Origin of the sequence: Streptomyces sp. NPDC007907 (assembly GCF_042959365.1) — a bacterium.
Lineage (GTDB): Bacteria > Actinomycetota > Actinomycetes > Streptomycetales > Streptomycetaceae > Streptomyces > Streptomyces indiaensis.
Map to the genome: position 1 here is coordinate 1175480 of NZ_JBIBKR010000001.1, position 19480 is coordinate 1194959.

The 19480-nt window shown below is 71.5% G+C and carries 22 protein-coding genes; 6 read left to right on the plus strand and 16 right to left on the minus strand.

The genetic code is table 11. From position 1 onward, the window contains the following. Positions 1–4: 4 nt before the first annotated feature. Positions 5–352 carry a PASTA domain-containing protein gene (locus ACFZDI_RS05415; RefSeq protein WP_308287594.1) on the plus strand — a complete coding sequence of 116 codons (348 nt, stop codon included), beginning with the start codon at positions 5–7 and terminating at the stop codon, positions 350–352. Here the strand turns inward: ACFZDI_RS05415 and ACFZDI_RS05420 are convergent. Further along, positions 339–1034, minus strand: a complete 696-nt coding sequence (locus ACFZDI_RS05420; protein ID WP_234850772.1) for a demethylmenaquinone methyltransferase — start codon at positions 1032–1034, stop codon at positions 339–341. The genes ACFZDI_RS05415 and ACFZDI_RS05420 overlap by 14 nt on opposite strands. Before the next feature lie 491 nt (positions 1035–1525). Between ACFZDI_RS05420 and ACFZDI_RS05425 the strand changes: the two genes are divergently transcribed. Further along, positions 1526–2539 carry a chitinase gene (locus ACFZDI_RS05425; protein ID WP_391247837.1) on the plus strand — a complete coding sequence of 338 codons (1014 nt, stop codon included), beginning with the start codon at positions 1526–1528 and terminating at the stop codon, positions 2537–2539. 13 nt (positions 2540–2552) lie between these two features. Here the strand turns inward: ACFZDI_RS05425 and ACFZDI_RS05430 are convergent, their stop codons facing one another. The 3 genes from ACFZDI_RS05430 to ACFZDI_RS05440 form a co-directional block, all read right to left on the minus strand. Beyond that, positions 2553–3230 carry a hypothetical protein gene (locus ACFZDI_RS05430; protein ID WP_391247839.1) on the minus strand — a complete coding sequence of 226 codons (678 nt, stop codon included), beginning with the start codon at positions 3228–3230 and terminating at the stop codon, positions 2553–2555. Positions 3231–3237: 7 nt separating this feature from the next. Next, the gene (gene mqnC / locus ACFZDI_RS05435; protein ID WP_391247841.1) at positions 3238–4437 is read right to left on the minus strand and encodes a cyclic dehypoxanthinyl futalosine synthase; all 1200 of its coding nucleotides are present in this window, start codon (positions 4435–4437) and stop codon (positions 3238–3240) included. Between the two features lie 112 nt (positions 4438–4549). Continuing rightward, positions 4550–5566, minus strand: a complete 1017-nt coding sequence (locus ACFZDI_RS05440) for a type II CAAX prenyl endopeptidase Rce1 family protein (protein ID WP_391247843.1) — start codon at positions 5564–5566, stop codon at positions 4550–4552. A gap of 86 nt (positions 5567–5652) precedes the next feature. Here ACFZDI_RS05440 and ACFZDI_RS05445 point away from each other — a divergent pair, with 86 nt between their 5' ends. Next, entirely contained in the window at positions 5653–5961 is a 309-nt protein-coding gene (locus ACFZDI_RS05445; protein WP_234848644.1) for a hypothetical protein, read from the plus strand. Between the two features lie 25 nt (positions 5962–5986). On the opposite strand, the gene ACFZDI_RS05450 is transcribed toward ACFZDI_RS05445, so the two are convergent. Further along, positions 5987–6715 carry a prepilin peptidase gene (locus ACFZDI_RS05450; RefSeq protein ID WP_391247845.1) on the minus strand — a complete coding sequence of 243 codons (729 nt, stop codon included), beginning with the start codon at positions 6713–6715 and terminating at the stop codon, positions 5987–5989. After that, the gene (locus ACFZDI_RS05455; protein ID WP_234848646.1) at positions 6712–9702 is read right to left on the minus strand and encodes a bacterial transcriptional activator domain-containing protein; all 2991 of its coding nucleotides are present in this window, start codon (positions 9700–9702) and stop codon (positions 6712–6714) included. The genes ACFZDI_RS05450 and ACFZDI_RS05455 overlap by 4 nt, the downstream gene beginning before the upstream one ends. A 321-nt stretch (positions 9703–10023) precedes the next feature. Here ACFZDI_RS05455 and ACFZDI_RS05460 point away from each other — a divergent pair, with 321 nt between their 5' ends. The 3 genes from ACFZDI_RS05460 to ACFZDI_RS05470 all read left to right on the plus strand — a co-directional run bounded on the left by ACFZDI_RS05460 (position 10024) and on the right by ACFZDI_RS05470 (position 12161). Beyond that, on the plus strand, positions 10024–10671 hold the full coding sequence (locus tag ACFZDI_RS05460) for a hypothetical protein (protein ID WP_391247847.1): 648 nt from the start codon (positions 10024–10026) through the stop codon (positions 10669–10671). Between the two features lie 26 nt (positions 10672–10697). Then, positions 10698–11720 (plus strand): hypothetical protein, encoded by a 1023-nt coding sequence (locus tag ACFZDI_RS05465; protein ID WP_391247849.1) that lies wholly within the window; start codon positions 10698–10700, stop codon positions 11718–11720. A gap of 87 nt (positions 11721–11807) precedes the next feature. Then, positions 11808–12161 carry a hypothetical protein gene (locus tag ACFZDI_RS05470; RefSeq protein WP_391247851.1) on the plus strand — a complete coding sequence of 118 codons (354 nt, stop codon included), beginning with the start codon at positions 11808–11810 and terminating at the stop codon, positions 12159–12161. 65 nt (positions 12162–12226) lie between these two features. On the opposite strand, the gene ACFZDI_RS05475 is transcribed toward ACFZDI_RS05470, so the two are convergent. The 10 genes from ACFZDI_RS05475 to ACFZDI_RS05520 all read right to left on the minus strand — a co-directional run bounded on the left by ACFZDI_RS05475 (position 12227) and on the right by ACFZDI_RS05520 (position 19377). Then, positions 12227–12448, minus strand: a complete 222-nt coding sequence (locus ACFZDI_RS05475; RefSeq protein ID WP_234848652.1) for a hypothetical protein — start codon at positions 12446–12448, stop codon at positions 12227–12229. A 306-nt stretch (positions 12449–12754) separates the two neighbouring features. Continuing rightward, the gene (locus ACFZDI_RS05480; protein ID WP_391247853.1) at positions 12755–13177 is read right to left on the minus strand and encodes a pilus assembly protein TadG-related protein; all 423 of its coding nucleotides are present in this window, start codon (positions 13175–13177) and stop codon (positions 12755–12757) included. 44 nt (positions 13178–13221) lie between these two features. After that, on the minus strand, positions 13222–13650 hold the full coding sequence (locus ACFZDI_RS05485) for a TadE/TadG family type IV pilus assembly protein (protein ID WP_234848654.1): 429 nt from the start codon (positions 13648–13650) through the stop codon (positions 13222–13224). Next, a complete protein-coding gene (locus ACFZDI_RS05490; protein WP_391247855.1) occupies positions 13651–14112 on the minus strand; it encodes a TadE/TadG family type IV pilus assembly protein in 462 nt (153 codons plus the stop codon). It abuts the gene before it with no gap. 46 nt (positions 14113–14158) lie between these two features. Beyond that, complete coding sequence (locus tag ACFZDI_RS05495) at positions 14159–14410, minus strand: hypothetical protein (RefSeq protein ID WP_010041603.1); 252 nt, start codon at positions 14408–14410, stop codon at positions 14159–14161. 100 nt (positions 14411–14510) lie between these two features. Then, a complete protein-coding gene (locus tag ACFZDI_RS05500; protein WP_361109682.1) occupies positions 14511–15434 on the minus strand; it encodes a type II secretion system F family protein in 924 nt (307 codons plus the stop codon). Further along, positions 15434–16384 carry a type II secretion system F family protein gene (locus ACFZDI_RS05505; RefSeq protein WP_391248057.1) on the minus strand — a complete coding sequence of 317 codons (951 nt, stop codon included), beginning with the start codon at positions 16382–16384 and terminating at the stop codon, positions 15434–15436. The genes ACFZDI_RS05500 and ACFZDI_RS05505 overlap by 1 nt, the downstream gene beginning before the upstream one ends. A 46-nt stretch (positions 16385–16430) precedes the next feature. Beyond that, positions 16431–17735 (minus strand): ATPase, T2SS/T4P/T4SS family, encoded by a 1305-nt coding sequence (locus tag ACFZDI_RS05510; RefSeq protein WP_391247858.1) that lies wholly within the window; start codon positions 17733–17735, stop codon positions 16431–16433. Then, a complete protein-coding gene (locus ACFZDI_RS05515; RefSeq protein ID WP_391247860.1) occupies positions 17732–18622 on the minus strand; it encodes a hypothetical protein in 891 nt (296 codons plus the stop codon). The genes ACFZDI_RS05510 and ACFZDI_RS05515 overlap by 4 nt, the downstream gene beginning before the upstream one ends. 17 nt (positions 18623–18639) lie before the next feature. Further along, positions 18640–19377, minus strand: a complete 738-nt coding sequence (locus ACFZDI_RS05520) for a hypothetical protein (protein WP_234848659.1) — start codon at positions 19375–19377, stop codon at positions 18640–18642. Positions 19378–19480 lie beyond the last annotated feature (103 nt).

Here is a 19480-nt window from a genome sequence, read left to right on the forward strand (position 1 = left end):
GGGGGTGACATCTGTGCACATATCCCGCAAGACACCCGAAGTGTGCGTGCCGCGTCTGGTCGGGCTGATGGCCGTGGACGCGCGGGAGACGGCCCGGGCGCGGGGTCTCCTCCTCACCACGCCGGACCGGCCGGAGCCCCCACTCGCCGTCGTCGACTACGTCGTACGCCAGTACCCGCAGCCCGGGGCCGAGGTGCCGCGGGACTCGATGGTCTACGTGTGGTTCGACTTCGGGCCCGGGGAGGGCGGCGGGGGCGTGCACGAACCGCGCATCCCCCGTCCGCCCCGGGGCGGTCCGCAGCGCGAGCTGGACGAGCCGGGCGACCCGTCCATGGTGCTCAGCTCGCCTTGAAGCCCCGGTGCAGGGCGACGATCCCGCCGCTCAGGTTGCGCCAGGCCACCCGGGACCAGCCGGCCTTGCCCAGCCGCTCGGCCAGGGCGGGCTGGTCGGGCCAGGCGCGGATGGACTCGGCGAGGTAGACGTAGGCGTCGGGGCTGGAGGACACGGCCCGGGCGACCGGCGGCAGGGCGCGCATCAGGTACTCGGTGTAGACCGTGCGGAACGGCGCCCACGTCGGGTGCGAGAACTCGCAGATCACGATGCGCCCGCCGGGCCGGGTCACCCGGAGCATCTCGCGCAGGGCCGCGTCCGTGTCCTGCACGTTGCGCAGCCCGAAGGAGATGGTGACGGCGTCGAAGGTGTCGTCCCTGAAGGGGAGCCGCGTGGCGTCGCCGGCGGTGTACGGCAGCCAGGGCTGGCGCTGCTTGCCCACCTGGAGCATGCCCTGCGAGAAGTCGCACGGGACGACGTAGGCGCCGGTGCGGGCGAAGGGCAGCGAGGACGTGCCGGTGCCCGCCGCGAGATCGAGGATCTTCTGCGCGGGGCGCGCGTCGACCGCCTTGGCTACCTCCTTGCGCCACCGCCGGTCCTGGCCGAGGGACAGCACGTCGTTGGTCAGGTCGTACCGTTCCGCCACGTCGTCGAACATCGAGGCGACTTCGTGCGGCTGCTTGTCCAGGGATGCGCGGGTCACGGGCCCATTCTTGCAGCCCGCCCTCCGGGCAGGAGCCGCGGCTGCTCGCGTGCCGGCCCTGGCGTACCTCAGCGGCGCGACGAACCCCGCCGACCACAGGGCCTGTGGTGGCGCTCGCGGCCTCCGGGGGCCTGGCTCCGCACCCGCGAACGGCAGCAACCGCGACGGCGTCAGGGACGTCCCCCACCCCAGGGAACGCGGCGGCGAGGACGGCCACGTACCCGTTGCCGCGTTTGCGGCGGCGACCGCGAGGGGCGTGGATTTCGGTGGCAGGCCCGGAATGCATTCCCCGGACAGGAGGGCGCCTTATGTGTTCTAAACTCGGCTTCCTGTGAGAGACCCGCGAGAAACGACGCAACCCTCCCTTTCTCCGAGAGTTCCCGGGAAAGCCCGCGGAAATCGCCGCCCGCAACCGACCTCGTGAGACGTTTGCTGCCGGGAAACGTACTTCCTGTCCGACCACCATCCTCACGAGAACGGGAGCGCACGTCATGAGGAGTTACCGGAAACCGGTGGCGGCCGGACTGGGCTGTCTCTTCGCCCTCGCCACCGCCGCGTGCTCCGGGCAGGGCGACGCCGCCCGGCCGGCCGCCGAGGCCGCCACGTCCCCCACGGCGACGGCCGCGGCCGGCACCTCGTACGCCCCGTACCTCAGCGCCACCGAGGCCGCCGGCACCGACACCGCCGGCTCCCCCACGACCTACAACCTGGCGTTCGTCCTGGCCGACGGCGACGACTGCACACCGCGCTGGAACGGCACGCACGCCGTCGATGACGCGAAGGTCGCCTCCCGCATCGCGAAGCTCAAGGCGGACGGCGCCCGGGTCCGGGTCTCCTTCGGCGGCGCCTCCGGCAAGGAACTCGCGGTGAACTGCGACAACGCCGCGAAGCTGACGGCGGCGTACGGCGAGGCCCTCGACGCGGCGGGCGCCACCCTGGCCGACTTCGACATCGAGGGCGACGAACTGTCCGACTCCGCTTCCATCGCCCTGCGTTCGGAGGCGATCGCACGGTTGCAGGAGGAACGCACCGACCTGGAGGTCTCGTTCACGCTCCCGGTGATGCCGTCCGGGCTCGACAAGCACGGCCTCGCGCTGCTCGCGTCCGCCAACGACAAGGGCGTACAGGTCTCCACCGTCAACCTCATGACGATGAACTACGGCTCGTCGTACGACGGTGACATGGGCGGTTACGCCCTCACGGCCGCCAAGGCCGCGCACGCCCAGCTGAAGAAGACCTTCGGCACCTCGGACCCGGCCGCCTGGCGGGGCATGGCGCTCACCTCGATGATCGGCGTCAACGACGTGGCGAACGAGACGTTCACGCTCGCGGACGCCGCCGAGGTGCGGGCGTTCGCCGAGGAGAAGGGCATCGCCTGGGTGTCGATGTGGGCGACGGCCCGGGACCGGCAGTGCGCGGACGGCTCCGACTCGGCGAAGGCGGCGACGGATTGCAGCGGGGTGACGCAGGAGGCCGGGGCGTTCGGGAAGGCCTTCGCGGGCTGATCCGGCCCCGGGGTCAGCGGGCCCGGTACACCAGCCGGCCGCCCAGCACGGTCGCGACGCAGGTGACCGCTCCGCGCTCGCGCAGGGCCGCCTCGCCGGGTACGTCGAACACGGCCAGGTCGGCCCGGCCACCGACGGTCAACGGGCCGTGGACCGTGCCGCGGAGGTCGTACCCCTCGGCGAACGGGTCGAGGTCGGGCCGCTCACCGAGGAGCGTGCCGGGAGCCCCGGCGGTGCCCACGACGGTCAGCCCGGACCGGGCGACGGCCGTGGCCACCAAGGGGTCGCGGAAACGGGCTCCGGGCGAGGCGACCGCGGTCGTGCCGTAGCGCAGCATCCGCTGCACTCCGCGCCGCACACTGCCCGACCAGCGGGTCTCGGTGAGGTCGCCCAGGGCGGCCAACCGCTCGCCCCACAGGGGCTGTTCACCCAGCTCGTCGGCTTCGCGCGGGTCGGGGTGGTAGCACTGGCGCAGCAGCCACAGCGCGTGCCATTGGCGCAGCCCCGGGGTGAGCACGCCGGGCCAGCGCCGCACCCGCGCGCCCGGAGCGTCCTCGACGGTCTCCTCGAACGGCCCGACGGCGATGATCCGGTCGCCGTCCACCACGACGGCACCGTCCACGACGGGTGCGTCCGTGCCGGGGTCCGCGCCCGCCGGCAGGACCAGCGGGGCGGCGTGGATCGTCAGCACGGTGGGGTCAGTTGGGGGCCAGCAGCTTCAGCTCGGGGTGAGCCGTGCCGCCCTCGATGGCCGTGGAGGAGATGTGCGAGACCACACGGTCGTCGACGGGGTCGTTCGCGGGATCGTCGTGGACGACGAGGTGCTCGTAGGTGGTGGCGCGCTGGGCGGGCACCCGGCCCGCCTTCCGGATCAGATCGATGATCTCCATCCGGTTGGACCGGTGCTTGGCACCGGCCGACGACACCACGTTCTCCTCCAGCATGATCGAGCCGAGGTCGTCCGCGCCGTAGTGCAGGGAGAGCTGGCCGACCTCCTTGCCCGTGGTCAGCCAGGAGCCCTGGATGTGGGCGATGTTGTCCATGAACAGCCGCGCGATGGCGATCATCCGCAGGTACTCGAAGAGCGTCGCCTGCGTGCGGCCCTTCAGGTGGTTGTTCTCCGGCTGGTAGGTGTACGGGATGAAGGCGCGGAAGCCGCCCGTACGGTCCTGGACGTCCCGGATCATGCGCAGGTGCTCGATGCGCTCGGCGTTGGTCTCGCCGGTGCCCATGAGCATGGTGGAGGTGGACTCCACGCCCAGGTTGTGGGCGATCTCCATGATCTCCAGCCAGCGCTCGCCGGACTCCTTCAGCGGGGCGATGGCCTTGCGGGGCCGCTCGGGCAGCAGCTCGGCACCGGCACCGGCGAAGGAATCGAGCCCGGCGGCGTGGATGCGCTGGATGGCCTCCTCCACGCTCACCTTGGAGATCCGGGCCATGTGCTCGACCTCGGACGCGCCCAGCGAGTGGATCACCAGCTGCGGGAAGGCGTCCTTGATCGCCTTGAAGTGCTTCTCGTAGTACTCGACGCCGTAGTCCGGGTGGTGGCCGCCCTGGAACATGATCTGCGTGCCGCCCAGCTCGACGGTCTCCGCGCAGCGGCGCAGGATGTCGTCGAGGTCACGCGTCCAGCCCTTGGCGGTGTCCTTGGGGGCGGCGTAGAACGCGCAGAAGCGGCAGGCCGTGACGCAGACGTTCGTGTAGTTGATGTTGCGCTCGATGATGTACGTCGCGATGTGCTCGGTCCCGGCGTACCGGCGGCGGCGCACCGCGTCGGCGGCGGCTCCCAGGGCGTGCAGGGGAGCGTCCCGGTACAGCACGAGCGCCTCGTCCGGGGTGATCCGCCCACCGGCGGCTGCACGGTCGAGGATGGGCTGAAGGTCGGCCTTCTCGGTCACCGGGCGTCCCTTTCGTAAGGGTTGTGGACGGACGAGCCCAGCGTACGCCAGGGGTTCCCCGGGCCGGACGTCAGGCCGTGCGGGGGGTCGTACGGTGCCGGGGGCTTGGCCGTCAGGCCGTGCGGGCGGGGTCGTACGGTGCCGGGGACCAGAGGCGCTGCGGTGCGCGCCGCCGGGCCAGCCACAGCACGAGCGCGGCGTAGAGCAGGTCGGTGACCACCGCGGTGAGGGCCAGCGGCCAGGGCGCGTCGGCCGCGGTCTCGTCCGATGCCAGTCCGTCGACGACCGCGGCCGAGGCGCCGAAGGCCAGCAGGTTGTTCAAAACGTGCAGGGCGATGGCAGCTTCCAGACCGCCGGTGCGGATCGTGAGCAGGCCCACCACCAGGCCGTTCACCAGCAGACCCAGGAAGCCCCAGCGGGTGCCCCAGCCGTGGGCGGCGGCGAACAGCACGGCCTGCGGGAGCACGGCGATCCACGGGGAGCGCACGAACGCCCCGGCCGCCTGGGTCAGCCAGCCCCGGAAGACGTACTCCTCGGCCGCTGCCTGCAGCGGGACGAGGAGGACCAGGACGGCCAGCGCCGTGAGGAAGGAACCCCAGCCCACCCAGGTGCCGGACGCGTCCGAGTCGCCCGGCAGGAAGAAGGCGATCACCGTGAGCAGGAGGACGGGCGGCAGCCCGGCCAGCAGACACCACCCGAGCCAGCGGACCCGCAGCCGCCCGGTGACCGAGGTGACGGTGCCGGCGGGCCGTCTCGCCGGCCACAGCGTGGCCAGCAGCACCAGGGGCAGGGCTATCGCGAGGGACACCAGGTCCGTCGCGGTGTTCCCCAGTACCCCTAAGTCGGGTCCCCCGTCGGGAAGTTCGGGGACGCCGAGTACTGCTCCGAGGACGTAGGAGGCGACGGCCAGCACCAGGACGAGCACACAGTAGGCGACGGCCAGGAGCAGGGTGCCGACCAACGGCCGCCACCAGCGGTGACGTCCTGTGGCACGGTCCAGGCGGTGGTAGGGGTGGCCGGCGGGGTCGGTGGGCGGTGCGGTGGGGAACGGGGGCAGGGCAGCGGGATGGGGGGACGGGCCGATGGGATACGGGGAGGAACCGGGCGGATACGGGGGCGTATTTGTCATGATCAGCATCATGTCAGTGCCGGTTGCGCGGATCCCACGCGTTTGCCGGTGCGTCGGCCGCGTCACCCCAGTCAGGAGGCATCCCGATGACCGAGTCCGCCCGCCCCGCAGAAGCCCGGGACTCGGGGCCGGTCCTGTTCCTGCCTCCGTACCTGCTGCTGGTCCTGGCCGATGCCGGGGTGGAGAAGGCCCCGGTGGGCGAGAGACCCGTGCTGTTCCGGCTGTTCGCGGCCGTGGCCGTGCTCGGCGTGGTGAGCGCCGTCGTGCGGCTGCGGCGGATGCGGACCGCGCACCGGCGCCGCCCCCTGCCCGGGTGGACACGGTTGCTCGGCGTTCTGCTCGCCGCGTACGGGCTGTACGTCGCGTATCGGGTCGTCGACGTCGCGGCCGGGTGACCACCCGAGGCACCGGACGCCCGGGTCAGGCCGTGTACGCGCCCACGAGCAGGCCCAGGAACGCGCCCGCGATCAGGAACGGGCCGAAGGGGATGGCGGTCTTCCGGGTGGCCCGGCGGGTGAGCACCAGGGCGGCGCCGTACAGCGCGCCCAGCAGGAAACCGGCGAAGGTGCCGAGCATGACCGTCGGCCAGCCGTACCAGCCCAGGGCTGCCCCGGTGCCCAGGGCCAGCTTGACGTCGCCGAAGCCCATGCCGGCGGGGTTGATGAGGAACAGGACGAAGTAGCCACCGCCCAGGGCGAGTGAACCCAGCAGGGCGGTCGTCCAGTGGCCCGCGTGTTCGGGGACGAGGGCGGTGACGCCGAGCAGGGCCAGGGCGGTCGCGGCGAAGGGGAGGGTGAGCGGGTCCGGCAGGCGCCGTACGCGGAAGTCGACGACCGTGAGCAGCACCCCGGCCGGGGCCAGCAGCAGCCAGACGCCGAGCTCGGGCCGGGTGCCCGTCGCGGCGGCCGTGGCCGCGCAGACGAGGGCGGTGGCGATCACCAGCGGTGCCGTACGCGGGCCGTAGCCGGGCTCGGCGCACTCCGCGCACACCGCCCGTCCGAGCCAGCCCTTGACGGCGTGCCCGCCGGGGCACTCCCGCCGCCACGCCTCCCCCGACGGCGCCGAGAACCGGTAGGCCGCGCGCGGCAGCAACGCTCCCGCCGCCGCGCCCCACAGCGCGGCGGCGAGGACCAGCAGCCCGCTACTCATCCCGCCGCTGCGATCGCGTCACGCCACGTCGGCAGCAGCTCGTCGAGCAGTGCCTCGGTGCGCGGCGGCAGCCCGCGGGCCCCGCTGCGGCCGATGAGGTCGGTGGCGAGGGCGGTCAGCCGGTCCGAATCACCCGTGGCGTGCGTGGCGCGCAGCAGCGCGTGCCACAGGCGCTCATCGGCCGGGGCCGTGCGCAGGGCCGCGTTCAGCGCCTCGATGGCCTTCTCCGCACGGTCCTTCTCCATGTGGAACTCGCACAGCGCGAGCCCCGTGTCCGCGACGAGCAGCGGCAGTTGGGCGTCCACGATCTCGTGGGTGAGCCACCGGTAGCGGCCCTCGGGCCGGTCGGCGAGCAGCGGCCCGCGCACCAGCACGAGCGCGTCGGTGAGCAGCCGCCCGCGCACGGCCCGGCTGTCGACGCCCCTGCCCTGGGTGGCCTCGTGGTAGAGGGACCGCAGCACGTCCAGGTCGGAGACGACCGTCTTGGCGAGCGTGAGCCGGCCGGAGCCGTCGGTGGCGAGGCGGGGCGTGCCGTCGGGGTCGGTGCCGAGCCACTCACGCAGCCGGTCGAGCAGCGCGCTGCGCACGTCGTCGGTGACACCGCGCGGCCACAGCGCCGAGGACAGCACCCGCGGGTGCACGCCCTCGCGGTGCAGGAGCAGCAGGGCGAGCGCCTCGTGCAGCAGCGCGCTGCGCTCCCCGTCCGGGGTGTCCAGGCCGATGATCTCGTACGGCCCGACGAGCCGGGCGTACACGGCCGGGCGGCCCTGCTCGCTGATGTCGACGAGGAACGGCGGGGTGGTCGTGGGTCCGTCGCTCTCGCGCTCCGGGTCGGCCTCCACGAACAGCTCGACCACGGCCCGCTGTTGGGTCACGGGCAGCAACTGCGCGTCGAGTTCGAGCCCGAGGAGCGGCGCGAGCAGCTTGCCCTGACCGGTGATCTCCATCTCCCAGGCGGCGCCCGGCAGATCACCGGTCTCAGTGCCGACGAGGTAGCCGATGCCGAGCCGGCTCGCGTCGGAGGCCAACTCGGCGAGCGTGACGGCGTCCTCCGCGGACGGCTGGGCGGCGAGCAGGACGAGGTGCGGGGCCCAGCGGGTGTGCTGGGCGGGCCCGGTGCGCCCGGTGAGGACGGAGTCGTGGCCGGCGGCGCCCAGCGCTCCGCGCCGCTGCCGGGTCTCGGCCTCCATGGTCTCCAGGAGGGCCTCGACGTCCTCCAGGTGCCGGATGCGGTTCGGGGCGAGGGGCGTGAGGTCCTCCCCGAAGCCGACGAGCGTGATGGTCATGCGGTCCGACCAGCCGTTGGTCGCCAACTCGGCGGCCACGGACGCGAAGACGGCCGCCCGGTCGGCCTCCCGGCCGCTCAGCGACACGATGCCGGGCACGGCCTCGAGGTTGAGCAGCAGCCGCGAGTCGTCCATGGTGCCGAGGCTGACGAGGCCGGGGTAGGGGGCGGCCGTGTCGACGTCCTCGTAGCGCTCGGCGTCGGCGCGGGCGAGCATCCAGAACGTCTGGTCCTGCCCCTGCTGCCAGGGGGCCGGGGGCTTCCCGGCGGGCTGGGCGAGCTGGAGGTGCAGGTCGCCGTTGCTGAGCCAGGCCGCGTAGACGACGGGCAGGGCGCGCGACTCCTCGGCGAGGGAGGCGGCGAGGCCCCGCAGGGACCGGTCGAGCAGCCTCACGCCCTCGGGGTCGGCGCCGACGAGCAGTGCGTCCTGGACGTCTTGGGCGTCGCCGGTCGGCGTGGGCGGCTCCATGCCGCGCCGGCCGCCGACGGATCCGAACGCCGACTGCCACAGGGCCTGCCGGCGGCGCCGCCCCAGGGCGCCGAGGAGACCGGCGGCGAGGAGGGGCGCGGTGAGGAGGGCCTCGGGGAGGCCGAAGGAGCTGTCGGACCCGGTGTCGACGGCGGTGGCCTGCTGGTGGCCGCCGTCGTGGACGGGCCGCTGCCGGTCGGGGACGGACACGTGGGTGGCGCCGCCGCCCTGCGCGTGGTCGCTGCCGCCTTGGGCTCCGCCTCCGCCCTGGGCGTGGTCGCCGGTCCGGGCGTAGTCGCTGATCTGCTGCTGCACGTCGGGTGACACATGGGGGGCCTCGTCGGGCATCTCGACGAGGTCGCCGCCGCGGGCGTCGCCGGGCATCTCCATGATCCAGCCGGGCCGGATGAGACTGGCCTCGGAGAGCCTGGACCCGTCGGGCTGCACGCGGTCCTTGTTGAGTTCGAAGATCTCCTTGTAGCGGCGACCGTCACCGAGGTGCCGTTGGGCTATCTCCCACAGGGAGTCGTGGTGACGTCCCTCGGGCGGCTGGATCCGGTAGTACTTCGTGTCGCCCTGCCGGGCGGTGCTGCCGCCGGCGTCGGCGTGGGCGGCGGCGTGCGAGGCCTGCTCGGCGAGGGCGGCCGCGGCGCCGGAGGCCTGCTCCTGCTGCTGGGCGAAGATCCCCGGGGTGGCCTGGGCGGCCGCGACGGTCGGCTTCTGGTTGGCGTCGTAGCCGTGCCCGAGCTGCGACAGGCCGGGCGTGAAGCTGGCGGCGGTGGCGCCGACGAGCAGCAGCGCGGCGACGAGCTGCCGGGCGAGCAGCTGGCTCGGCCCGGCGCCGGGCACCCGCCCCGGCACGCCGACACCCGACAGCGCGGCCTTCATCTCCACGAGCACGCAGGCGGTGAACTGGGCCCACGCCAGCCACACGATGACGGTGAGGATGTTCAGGAACGTGTGGACGGTGATCTCTTGCTGGAGCCAGTCGAGCCCGGGCATGCCGTCCGGCAGCGGCCACCCGATCTGGGTGGCGAGCGCGCCCGGCACGCCGACGAGCAGCACGGCCAGGGCGACGAAGGCGAGGAACGCCTTGAGGAAGTCCCCGAACGACCGCCGCCGGATCGTCACCGGCTGCGGGGTCCGGTTCCTGGGGGCGGCCGTGGTTCCCGCCGCTCCCGTCGTACTTCCCGACGTACTTCCCGTCGAGCTTGAGGTGCGGCGTCGCGGCATGGCGGGTGTCCTGGGGTCGTGTGTGAAGTGAGGTGAGGCCGAGCTGTGAGTAAGGGGTGTGCTGAGCCTACAGAGATCTTATGGACTCTTATCGGGGTCGTCGAAGGGCGGATCACAGGATCCCCACGGTCGTCCGATTTGCCCCTGGGGTCACGGGTGTTCGCCCCTGGGCCGGGCATCCGCGGGCGCCGTCTTCGCACGTGCCACGCAGGCCTCTCACGATCCCCACGCAATCCACCGCTGGCCCTCAAAGTGCCACGCCCCGCCCCTGATAGCTTCGTTCCCTGTCGCGTACAACGAAACTCACGGGGGAGATCAACTGTGGCCCGCCGCGCACTGACCACCACTGCCACAGCGTTCGCCACGGCGGCGGCGCTGCTTCTGACCGCCTGTGGCGGGGGCGATGACGCGTCGTCGGACGACATCAAGGGCGCGGGCGACAACTCCCCCCGCCCGACGGCGTCGAAGTCGTCCGCGGCACCCGACGTCAAGCGCCCGGTCATCAAGCTGCCCGGCAGCTTCCAGCTGAAGTTCGAGAACTGGACGAGCAGTGATCCGGTGGAGCAGGCGGTGCTCGACGACGGCAAGGAGCAGCTCCGTGCCGGGTATGAGGCGATCATCGAGAACGACCCCGACAGCAAGAACCGTGCCTTCTACGACACGAAGAACGGTTTCCTGCAGAGCCGGCAGTGGATCAAGAGCTACACGGACAAGAACCTGGCCGTCATAGGCAAGTTGCCCGTGTTCGACCCCAAGGTCACCCTCTCCAAGGACAAGGCGGCGGCGTCCCTCTCCTACTGCACCGATGAGAGCAAGGCCTCGACGAGGAACCGCAAGACCGGTGAGGTCAAGGGCAACCCGGCGGGCACGGACCCCGAGGTCTTCTACGTGATCTCCATGGGCAAGAGCCCCCAGGGTGTCTGGCAGGCAGTGTCGGCCCGCTCGGAGCGGGGTGGCTGCCCGCAGTGAGGTCCTCACACGCCACCCGGCCCCTCTTGCTTCTCTCGCTCACCGGGGCCCTGCTCGCACCCGTACCCGCCGTCGCTCTGGGCGGCGAGGGCAGCTACGGCGGCGGGGCCAAGAACGACGAGATTTCCGCTTCCGCCTCGCACTCCCGCATCAAGGTCACTCAGACAAGCGGCCCCACCGGCGGCAAGCAGGGCACCGTCGCGTCGACGGACGTCGACTGGAAGCCGCCGCCATGCTGGTACGAGCCCGTCTTCACCCCGGAGCAGCTGAAAAACTTCTCGGAGAACGACGGCAGCGGTGACGCCGGTCTGCGTGACGGCTGGTACGGATCGGAGCTGTGGACCGACCACTTCCGGGACGAGAAGGACGCGACCACCATCTTCACGAAGCCGGCGACCGTGAAGGGGTACAAGGACTACAACCTCGGCAAGAAGGGCTACTTCTGGCGCGGGGTCGCGCCGAACGTGACCGAGCTGGACGACACGTCCCTGTGCAGCCGGCTGATGTTCTGGCAGGACGCGGGCGAGATCCCCGACGTGCCGAACGCCCCCACTCCGGAAGTCCTCGCCGAGTACGCCTACGACAAGGTGAAAGTCCCGGCAACCGAGGTTGAGTTGAAGCCGGCGGCCAGGTCGACGGTGAACCTGCCGACTTGGGTCTGGCTCGACAAGGGCACGTTCAAGGACGTCAAGGTCCGCGCGGAGCTCCCCGGCACGGGCCTGTGGGCGGAGACGACGGCCAAGCCGGTCGCCCTCCACCTGGACCCGGGCACCGCGGACGCCGAGGTCTTCCCGGCCTCCGGCGACTGCGAGATCGACGACGACGGCTCCATCGGCAGCCCGTACACCAAGGGCGCCGCCGACAAGACCCCACCGTGCGGCATCCGTTACCTCCGCGCGACCGACGGCACTCCCTACCAACTGTCGGCCAGCGTCACCTGGAAGATCACTTGGCAGGGCTCCGACGGTACGGGTGGCGACCTGCCCGACGGCACGTTCGAGACGACGCAGGACATGGACGTCCAGGAAATCCAGTCGATCAATCGCTGAGCGCCACAGGTCGGGCACGGACGACGGAAAGAACGGGCCGGGTACGGTTCAACCGGCGTCAGAGTGCCGGACCTTGGGGGCAGCCGTATGGGCAAGGGCAAGAGCGACCTCGCGCTTCCGCTGACCGACCTGGAGGGCTACGGGCGCCGGCTGCGGTCCATCAAGACCCGGCTGAATCACACCAAGAAGCTCTTCGAGTCGTACCAGGACGACATCGGCGACGGCAGCGTCAATGACGCACTCGGCGATTTCGAATCCAACTGGGAAGACGGGCGCGAGGACATCACGCAGCAGCTGGACGCGCTGGCGAGTATGTCCGATGCCGTGGTGCGCGAGTTCAAGAAGCTGGACGACGAACTCGCCAAAAAGGTGAACGACGCCGTGAAGACCGAGGACAAGCGGGGCGGTAAGGGCGGTAAGGGAGACGGCGGGGGGAAGTAGGCCCCTGTCCGAGAGAGGGGAAAAGGCGCCGGGGCCGAAGCCCGGGCGCCTTTTTCATGCGTGCGTCAGTGAGCGACGGCCGCGTTGAGGTGCAGGTCCGCCTCGATGCCGTGCGGCGAGACGGCGAGGCCCAGGCCGCCGCCCACGCCCGCGGTGAGGCCCGCGGCCGTGGTCTCGACGTAGAGACCGGCTGCGGCACCCGCGGCAGCGCCCGCCTGGCCGCCGGCGATGGTGTCCAGTTCGGCGTCGGACATCTGGGCGGTCTGGATCTGCGGGGTGAAGGCCATGAGGGGCGGTTCCCTTCGTTTCATCATTCGAATTGCTTGATCGCAACCGATCAAAGCACGCCGGAGTAGGGGCGGCCAGTCGATGCCCAGTCCGTGGATGGGAAAGCGGACGGAAAGCCTGAGACGCATTCATGGCTGTGGTCATTCGGTGACCGGGGACCTCGTGGCCTTCACACCTTCCGCCGTTTTCGCGTTACTGGAATGCGGTCCGCAGCGCGGAAACCGGCCCGGGCCCGGCGGTTTCCCCACTCCACCCCGACCTCACAGTGAACGGTGTGCAGATTCGCGGGATGTTCGGGATCCGGCTCAGCCGACCTCGTTCTGCGCCACGGCCTGCCCGTGGACCACCACGTCACCGCCGTAGAACATGCCCGTGAAGACCGGGGAGTAGGTGAGCTGCACCTCGACCTCGACCTGCTCCGCGTTCGCCGCGACACAGTGGGTCGCGCCGATGTCCGCGCCCGTCATGTCCATCTCGCGCGCGAAGGCCTTCACACGGGCGTCACAGTTCTCGAAGTTGATCGGCGCGGGACCGCCCTCGTTCTCGTAGAGGGCGTCACGGTCGATGTCCTGGGCCGCGTAGCGGGCGGCCTGTTCGGCGATGTCGGCGGCGCGTTCCCGCTTGGAGATGGACAGGCCGCCGTCGATGACGAACGCGGCGAGGGAGAGGAAGACGAGCGTGAAGATGATGACCGCGCCGGCACCGGAACCGCGGTCGTCCAGACGCACGCCGCGGGCCGTCCACCACGACGGCCGGCAGGGCCGGAAGAGTCTCACACCGTCCTCCGGAACGGGTCGAGCGGGGAGCTGAAGCTCGCCGTCAGCGTCGTCGGCACGTCCAGGCCGAGCATGGCCAGACCCCGCACCTGGCAGCTCACCTCGACCGTGAAGATGGTGTCCGGTTCGAAGCCCTGGCTGGTCTGCACGACGTTCACCGGGCCCGAGCAGACGTCCGCCAGGTTCGCCTCCGCGGCCTTCTTCGCCTCGGCCATGGCCGTCGCGTGGTCCTTCTGGATCGACCCCGCGCGGGCCGCGTCCCGGGCAGCGCCGTCGAGGGCTCCCCGGCCGTCCACGAGCTGCCCGAAGGCCACCAGGACCAGGATGAACAGGATCATCACCGGTGCGAGGATGACCACTTCGACGGTGGACAGGCCCCTGTCGTCCGCGGCGCGGCGGGCCTTCCCGGGAGAGGGGACGGACATTCAGTTGCCCTCTTCCTGTACGAACCGCTCCACCGGCCCGGCCGACTGCGCGTGCACGGTGAGGTCCAGCCCGGGGAACACCGTCGGGACCCGGGCCGCGATCTCCACGCCCACCGTGTTCGGCTCCGGCTGCACCATCGTCACGTCCGGGGACAGCACCAACTGCGGTCCCAGCTGCTGGATGTAGCTGTCCACGACGTCCCGTGCCTCGCCCCGCCACCCGCCGGGCTGTTCGTCGGCCGTGGCGCGGGCCTTGCGGGCTCCGGCCTGGGCCGCCGCCTGGGCGACGTGGTCCGCGAAGAAGTACAGGGCGAACTGCACGGTCGCGAAGATCATGAAGAACAGCACCGGGGTGAGCAGCACGAACTCGATCGCGGTCATGCCCGAGTCGCCGCGGGTGGCCACCCGTTTCCGTGCGGCCCGTACCCAGCGGCGTATCCGTCTGCTGACGTCTGCCGGCATCCCCGTGAACCCCGTTGCCCTGATGCTCCTTGTGATCCTGAGGCGGTCAGCAGGTCTTGCCCGCGTCCGCGCCCTTGATGCAGTCGCCCACCTTGTTGGCGCCCTCGCTCAGCGCGGCGTTGATGATGGCGGCCACGACACCCACGATCGCCACGACGACCGCGGAGATGATGACCCACTCGACCGCGGAGGCACCGCGGTCCAGTTCGCCGGAGCGGGCCCGCTCGGTGCGCGCCTGGAGGAAGGTGACGAGGAAGTCCACGGCGGGGATGCCGGTGTGGAAGTTACGTCCGTTCATGACGTCTTGTCCTTTCGAAATCGGTTCACGGAAGTTCTGGAGTTGTGAAGGTCGCTCACTGTGAGCTCACCGCGAGCTCACCGCAAGGCTCACGCACGGCTCACTGCACCTGGAACACCCGCATCGCCGCCGGAAAGATCAGGAACACCAGGAACCCGGCGCACAGCAGCAGCTGGGCGACGAGCATCGACTGGGACTTCTCGCCCGCGCTGCCCTCGATCTCGGCGAGCTCGCGGTGGCGCATGGTCTCGGCGCGGGAGGCGAGGGACTCACGGACCTTGGCACCGTCGTCCGCGACCAGGGCCAGGGAGGCGGAGAGGTCCTTGAGTTCCTCCACGCCGATCTCCTCGCCGAGCGCGCCGAGCGCCTGCCACTGGCTGACGCCGGTGATGCGGGCGTCGGACAGGGCGTTGCGGATGCGCTGGTTGGCCCAGCCGTCGGAGACCTCGGCCGCGGCCATCAGTGCCTCGGGCAGACCGCGTCCGCCGGCGAGGCTCATCGACACCAGGTCGAGGTAGGCGCCGATCACGCGCCGCAGGTCGCGCCGCTTCTCGGCGGCGTCCCGCCGTACCTCCAGGTCGGGCAGGAAGAAGAAGACGACCGCGAAGAGCAGGGCCAGCCAGACCGGGATGATCGGGCTGCGGCCGAAGCCCAGCGTGTAGACGATGGCGAACAGGAACGGGCCGAAGAACAGGCCGGCCACGCCCAGCAGCACCTTCGTCGCCAGGAACTTCTCCCAGCTGCGGTCCAGCACCGCCAGGTCCGCGCGCAGCGAGCGCTGCTCCCAGCCCTGCTGGAGGTAGAACTCCGAGACGCGCAGGCCGACTTCGGCGCGCAGCGCGCCCAGGCGGCCCTTCTCCCGCTCGACGCGGGCCGACTCGTAGGCCGAGCCGCGGGCCCGCATCGCGTCGATCCGCGCGACCTGCGAGATCGCACTGCGCTTGCTGGGCATGAGGGCACGGACGAGGGCGTAGACGCCCAGGCCGATGACGGCGCCGACGACGAGCGGCATCGTGAGGTCCATCAGCGCGCCCCCTCTTCCTGCGGCAGCCGCTGCTGGGACTGCGCGTGCGACGGCGTCCGCGGGCGGACGAACTGGACGGAGGCCTCGTCGCGGACGAGGAAGCGCTCGGGCGTCTCGATGGTGGACAGCTTGCGCAGCCACCAGAAGCCGAGCGCGAACAGGCCGCAGACGCAGGCCAGGACGAGCTGGCCGACGGCCGTTCCGTACGGCGCCACGAAGTCCCGGTTGAAGATGGACAGGCCGAGGACGAAGGCGATGGAGACGGCGACGACGATCTGCACGGACCTGCGGGTCGAGGCGCGCTGGGCCATGACCCGCTGACGCATGTCGACCTCCTCGCGGGCCGACTTGGCCAGGGCGCCGAGGACCTGGCGCAGACCGGGGCCGCGCAGCCGGGCGTTGAGGATGAGGGCGGCGACGATGATGTCGGCGGAGGCGTCGTCGATCTCGTCGGCGAGCTGCTGGAGCGCCTCGGGCAGCGGGGTGCGGGCGCGCAGCCGGTCGACGAGGGCGTCGAGGTGGGGTCGCAGGACGGGTGCTGCGGCACGGGCGGAGGCCGGGATGGCCTGCTCCAGGCCCACGGCGCCGGCGATGGTGTCGCGCAGGGACTCCGTCCAGGAGGCCAACGCCTCCACGCGGCGCATGGCGGCCCGTTCCTCACCGGCGCCGCCGAAGAGGCGGTCCCAGAAGAAGACGAGGACACCGGCCGCGAGGCCCGCGACCACCCAGCGGGTGAGGACGAGGACGACCAGGCCGACGATGGCGGCGAGCGAGCCGCGCTGCCCGGCGAAGCGGATCAGTTCGCTCGCCCGCTCGGCGGCCTTCTGCTTCTCGTGGTCGGGTTTGGCGGGCAGCCCGCGTACGGCGACGAGGAGCAGGGCGAGGCCACCGCCGACGGCGACGCCGCTGCCTATCGAGTACAGGACGGTGGTGGAGAACAGGCCGCCCATGGAGCCGAGCGAGCCGAGTGCCGCGAGGTTCGTGGTCATCCCCGGCTCACCCCCAGGTCCCGGTCGGCCGGTAGCCGTGTGCCATCAGTTCCTCCAGGCAGGCTATGGGGGCGTGCGGCACGATCCGGCCGTCGGGGGCCTCCGCGAACACCTCGCTGGACAGCACGCGTCCGTCGACGCCGTTGACCTCGCGGACGGAGGTGACCATGCGCTGGAGGCGGCCGCCGTTGCCGTAGTTGTTGCGCCGCTGGATGAAGACGACGAAGTTGACCGCGCCCGCGATCAGCATCTGGCTGGCCTCGATGGGCAGCCGTTCCGTGGCTTGCAGCGCGTAGGTGGAAATACGGTTGAAGACCTCGTGCGAGCTGTTGGCGTGGATCGTGGACAGCGAGCCGTCGTTGCCCTGCGACATGGCGTTGAGCATGGTGACGATCTCGTCGCCGAGGACCTCACCGACGATGACCCGTGAGGGGTTCATACGCAGCGAGCGGCGCACCAGTTCCGCCATCGAAATGGTGCCCTGCCCTTCGGAGTTGGGCAGGCGCTCCTCGAAGGCGACGACGTTGGGGTGCAGGTCGGGGAAGGTGTCGAGGCCGAGCTCCAGGGCCCGTTCGACGGTGATGAGGCGCTCGTGGGGCGGGATCTCGTTGGCGAGGGCGCGCAGGAGCGTGGTCTTGCCCGCGTTGGTGGCCCCGGCGATCATGATGTTCTTGCGGGCGCGGACCGCGCAGGCCATGAAGTGGGCGACCTCGGGGGTCAGGGTGCCGTTGCCGACGAGGTCGGAGATGAACACCTTGCCCATGCGCGCGCGGCGGATGGACAGCGCGGGGCGCCGGGTGACGTCCATGACGGCCGACAGACGCGAGCCGTCGGGCAGGCGCAGGTCGAGCTGCGGGTTGGCCGAGTCGAAGGGCCGGGAGGACAGCCCCGAGTAGGCACCCAGCACCTGGATGAGCTCGATGAGCTCCTCGTCGGTCTCGGCGACCGGGTCGCCCTGCACCTCGCGGCCGTCGGCGTACCCGATGAACACCTGGTCGCAGCCGTTGATGTCGATGTTCTCGACTTCGGGGTTGTCCAGCAGCGGCTGGAGCCGGCCGACGCCGAACAGCGCGGCGTGCACGGCCGCCGCGTACTGCTCCTCGGTCTCGGCGTCCAGCGGTGTCCGGCCCGCGTTGATCTCGGCGCGGGCGTACTCCTCCAGGATCTGGGCTATGACGGCGCGGGCGTACTGCCGTTCGTCCTCCGTGGACATCGGAGTGACGCCGACCTGGTCCTGTCGGCGCTGCTCGGCGATGCGGTCGCCGGCGTCCTGACGGAACCGCTTGACCAACTGGTGGTCGACAGCGGTCATGCTCCGGCCCCCGCGTGGCCCTGCATCCGGCCCGGGGCGTGCGGGGCGTGGTGGGCCTGCGGCGCCTGGTTGGCCTGCGCGGAGGCGGCCCAGGCGGCGCCGTACTGCTGGTACAGGTCGGCGGCGACCTTGCGGGCCGAGCGGATCAGCAGCGACTTGTCGAGACGGCCGCGCTTGCGGCCGGCCAACTGGTCGGCCCCGGCCGGGTCGTCGGCGATGGTGCCGACCACTCGGGCACCGGTCTGGGCGTGCACGAGCATGTCGTTGACCTGCGAGGCGAGCTTCCCGGCCGTGCCGGTGTCGGCGATCAGGACGACGCCGATCACCGGGTTGGCGAGGCTCGCGGCGCCGCGCGGCCCGCCGTGCAGCTTGTTGGCCAGGGCTGCGGCGCGGTCCCGGACGCGGGCGAGGGCCTCCGGCTCGGTGCGGGAGAGCAGCAGTACCAGCGAGGCGTGCGGGAACAGCTCGACGGCCGGGGTGTCCCCGCTGACGCGTCCGCAGTCGGCGATGACGTCGGCGGCGGCGTTCGGGGAGTCGGCGAGGGAGGCGAAGGCGTGCCCGAGGGTCGGCCACAACCCCGCGAGCCCGGCGGCCTGTTCGGCGACACCGAGGCCCACGAGGACTTCCAGCCCTCCGCTCAGCGGCTGTACGTGGTCCCACAGCTGGTCGGGCACGAGGCCGCGGCGCGCGGTGGCCGCGATGGACAGCATGCCCGTGTTGGGGTTGAGCGGTCCGCCGTGCGCGGCGGCACTGCGGTAGACGAGGTCACCGCCCGCCGGGTCCGCCTCGGCGAGCAGGACACGCCGCGGCCAGACCGCCGCGAGTGCGACGGCCGCGGTGGTGACGCCGGGGGAACCCTTGTCGGCGGCGAGAGCGATGAGCGCCATGGGTCGAGTGCCGCCTTCTAGTTGCCGGAGTTACCGGGGACCTGGACGAGAGCGACCTCGCCGTTGGAGGCGGCCTGCGCCAGGGCGGCGGCCTTGTCGCTGTCGACGGTCAGGGTGACCGCGAGGTTGGTGCTGCCGACTAGTTCGTCGCCGCTGTCCTTGGCGCCCGGGACGTAGGTGACGCGGGCGGTGTCGACGATGACGGAGCTGTCGGCCGCCGAGGACGACGAGGAGTTGCTGTTGCTGTTGCCCGAGCCGGAGGCGGAGCTGACGCGGTAGGCCGCGACGGTGTCGCCCATCTTGATGCCGGTCGGGTACTGGCCGGCCTTGAGGGACAGCCCCACGGTGGCCTTGCCCGCGGCGACACCCGCCGCGTCGCCGAACATCTCGCCGACCGCGACGACTCCGCCGGGGATGGTGCTGACGGCCTTCAGCTTCTTCAGCTGGTCGAACTGGCTCCACTCGACGTAGTGGATGCTGTCGTCCTTGGCGACCATGACGGACGTCGTGTTCGACGTGTTGACCGAGCCGCCGGCGGGGATCTCCTGCGTGACCTTGACGACCTCGATGCGGTCACCGGCCTGGAGCACGAGCATGGTCGCGCCCAGTGCACCCACCAGGATGAGCAGCACCGCGAGCGCGGCCAGTGCCGGTTTGCGCTCGCGAGGCGGGGTGGGAAGCCGGTCGCCGACCGACGGCTGAGCCGGAGCGGCAGAACGACCTGCGCCCGCCCCCGTACGCTCTTGGATCTTCACGCAACCGCTCCCCGTACACCCAAGAAGATGTCTGTCATTGCTTTCAAAGTCGGACACTTCACCCGCGACGGCCCGCACGGAGAAGTGCGGGACGGGCCGGACG

Bases quoted from the DNA above. Each gene is read 5' to 3' on its own strand.
- ACFZDI_RS05425 (WP_391247837.1), top strand. From the start codon at position 1,526: ATGAGGAGTTACCGGAAACCGGTGGCGGCCGGACTGGGCTGTCTCTTC.
- ACFZDI_RS05440 (WP_391247843.1), bottom strand. From the start codon at position 5,566: ATGACAAATACGCCCCCGTATCCGCCCGGTTCCTCCCCGTATCCCATC.
- ACFZDI_RS05445 (WP_234848644.1), top strand. From the start codon at position 5,653: ATGACCGAGTCCGCCCGCCCCGCAGAAGCCCGGGACTCGGGGCCGGTC.
- ACFZDI_RS05450 (WP_391247845.1), bottom strand. From the start codon at position 6,715: ATGAGTAGCGGGCTGCTGGTCCTCGCCGCCGCGCTGTGGGGCGCGGCG.
- ACFZDI_RS05455 (WP_234848646.1), bottom strand. From the start codon at position 9,702: ATGCCGCGACGCCGCACCTCAAGCTCGACGGGAAGTACGTCGGGAAGT.
- ACFZDI_RS05470 (WP_391247851.1), top strand. From the start codon at position 11,808: ATGGGCAAGGGCAAGAGCGACCTCGCGCTTCCGCTGACCGACCTGGAG.
- ACFZDI_RS05475 (WP_234848652.1), bottom strand. From the start codon at position 12,448: ATGGCCTTCACCCCGCAGATCCAGACCGCCCAGATGTCCGACGCCGAA.
- ACFZDI_RS05485 (WP_234848654.1), bottom strand. From the start codon at position 13,650: ATGTCCGTCCCCTCTCCCGGGAAGGCCCGCCGCGCCGCGGACGACAGG.
- ACFZDI_RS05490 (WP_391247855.1), bottom strand. From the start codon at position 14,112: ATGCCGGCAGACGTCAGCAGACGGATACGCCGCTGGGTACGGGCCGCA.
- ACFZDI_RS05495 (WP_010041603.1), bottom strand. From the start codon at position 14,410: ATGAACGGACGTAACTTCCACACCGGCATCCCCGCCGTGGACTTCCTC.
- ACFZDI_RS05500 (WP_361109682.1), bottom strand. From the start codon at position 15,434: ATGGACCTCACGATGCCGCTCGTCGTCGGCGCCGTCATCGGCCTGGGC.
- ACFZDI_RS05505 (WP_391248057.1), bottom strand. From the start codon at position 16,384: ATGGGCGGCCTGTTCTCCACCACCGTCCTGTACTCGATAGGCAGCGGC.
- ACFZDI_RS05510 (WP_391247858.1), bottom strand. From the start codon at position 17,735: ATGACCGCTGTCGACCACCAGTTGGTCAAGCGGTTCCGTCAGGACGCC.
- ACFZDI_RS05515 (WP_391247860.1), bottom strand. From the start codon at position 18,622: ATGGCGCTCATCGCTCTCGCCGCCGACAAGGGTTCCCCCGGCGTCACC.